We start from the raw sequence: 1,870 nt of genomic DNA, 5'->3' as shown, positions 1-1,870 counted from the left end.
GATCCGGGCTGAACAGCAACGATCTGCCGAGCGCTTTGAGGCTCAGATGGCCGAAATGCGGGCCGAGCAGCAGCGGTCGGCTGAGCGCTTTGAGGCTCAGATGGTTGAGATGCGGCAGGCCTTTGCAGCCCAAATCTCCGAGATCCGGGCTGAACAGCAACGATCTGCCGAGCGCTTTGAGGCTCAGATGGCCGAAATGCGGGCCGAGCAGCAACGATCTGCCGAGCGCTTTGAGGCCCAGATGGCCGAAATGCGGGCCGAGCGGCAGGCTATGGAAGCCCAACTCCAGACCGAAATCCAGGAGATCAGGGCGTTGATCCAACAGAACCAGGAGCGGATTCGACAGAACGAAGAGCGGGGAGACGAGCTGGAGGTGGCCATACAGGAGTGCCGCCGAGATATGCAGGCTGGGTTTGCCGAACTGAGGGAAGCGCAAGCCATGATGATGGAGCAATTTCGGGAGCGCGATGGCCGCCTGATCGAGGCTCAACTCAGCTTTATTCGGGAGATGCGGGAAATGCAACGGGAAGTGGCGGAGCTGCGACTGGATTTTCTCAATCACATGCGCCAATACCACCCACCTGTCGAACGTTAAATGGCTACGGCAGCACCTGGGCGGTCACCTCAGCTTGCGGTCGTAGGGGTAGCGGGGGATGGCTCTGTGGCTTCCTGGGGGATCCCCCCCCTTTCCCAAGCCAGGGTTTTGGCAGGAGCCCCTCATCTGCTCCGGCACTTTACCGATCATCCGGCCCGCAAGATCCCGCTCACCGGGCCGGTGGAAAGTTGGATCCCGCTTTTGCAGCAGGAGATGGCTCAGGGATCCCTAGTTTTGTTGGCCAGCGGGGATCCGCTTTTTTTCGGGATCGGGCGGCTGTTGACGGAGTATTTCCCAGCGGAGCGGTTGGCCTTCTATCCGCAGGTGAGCTCGGTGCAGCTGGCCCTGAACCGCCTGCAGATCCCCTGGCAGGAGGCGACCATCCTCAGCCTGCACGGGCGGGGAGTGGAGCGGTTGGAAGCCGTTCTCAAGCAGGGATCCCCTGTGATCGTGGTGCTCACCGATCCGGAGCATACACCGACCGTCTTGGCCCAGTTCATTGCCGACCTGCGGCTGCCGGTGCGTTACCAAGCCTGGGTCTGTAGTCAACTGGGATCCCCTCAAGAACAGGTCGTGCCCCTCCAAGAAGGGGAAGACGCCGTTTTCCCCAGCCCCAACGTTGTGGTGCTGCGACGAGTAGAGCCGGAGCCAGATCCCCATCGCTGGCCTTTGGTCGGGATCCCGGACGACCAGTTCTACACCTTTCCCGACCAGCCCGGCTTGATCACCAAGCAGCCCATCCGCCTGCTCACCTTGGGATCCCTGCAGCTCCCCCAAGAGGGCGTGGTGTGGGATATCGGTGCCGGCACCGGCTCGGTGGCCATCGAAATAGCCCGCCTCTCTTCTCGGCTCCAGGTCTATGCTGTCGAGCGCAACGCCATGGGCATCTGTCTGATTCGGCGCAACCGGCAACGCTTTGGCCCAGAGAACCTGCAGGTGATCCCGGGGGCAGCCCCCCAAGTGTTGGCCAACTTGCCCGACCCAGATCGGGTGGTGCTGGGCGGCGGCGGCAAAGGGATCCGCGACCTGCTGCCGGTGGTGGAAGCCCGCCTGCGGCCTGGAGGGATCTTGGTGGCCAACTTCGCTACCCTAGAAACCTGCAGCGAGGCCCTGCAATGGCTGCGTTCGCGCGGCTGGCAAGTCCGAGTGGATCACGTTCAGATCTCTCGCTCTGCCGCCCTGGCCGAGGGCACCCGCTTTGCCCCCCTGAACCCGGTTTACCTGCTGCAAGGGATCCCTTCAAATTGGAAAGCCCAGTAAGCCCCCCGTTGCTCT

The 1,870-nt window shown here is 62.6% G+C and carries 2 protein-coding genes; both read left to right on the top strand.

The window, feature by feature from the left end; all coding sequences use genetic code 11:
- On the top strand, positions 1–595 hold a 595-nt coding region (locus NW837_RS00935), incomplete at its 5' end, for a hypothetical protein (protein WP_414328855.1).
- A complete protein-coding gene (cbiE, locus tag NW837_RS00930; RefSeq protein WP_414328854.1) occupies positions 596–1,855 on the top strand; it encodes a precorrin-6y C5,15-methyltransferase (decarboxylating) subunit CbiE in 1,260 nt (419 codons plus the stop codon).
- Positions 1,856–1,870 lie beyond the last annotated feature (15 nt).

It is taken from the genome of Synechococcus sp. R6-10, from assembly GCF_047461815.1.
Lineage (GTDB): Bacteria > Cyanobacteriota > Cyanobacteriia > Thermostichales > Thermostichaceae > Thermostichus.
This window is presented reverse-complemented; position numbering and strand designations above follow the sequence as displayed.

Coding starts and splice junctions, on each gene's coding strand:
- cbiE (WP_414328854.1), top strand. CDS start 596: ATGGCTACGGCAGCACCTGGGCGGTCACCTCAGCTTGCGGTCGTAGGG.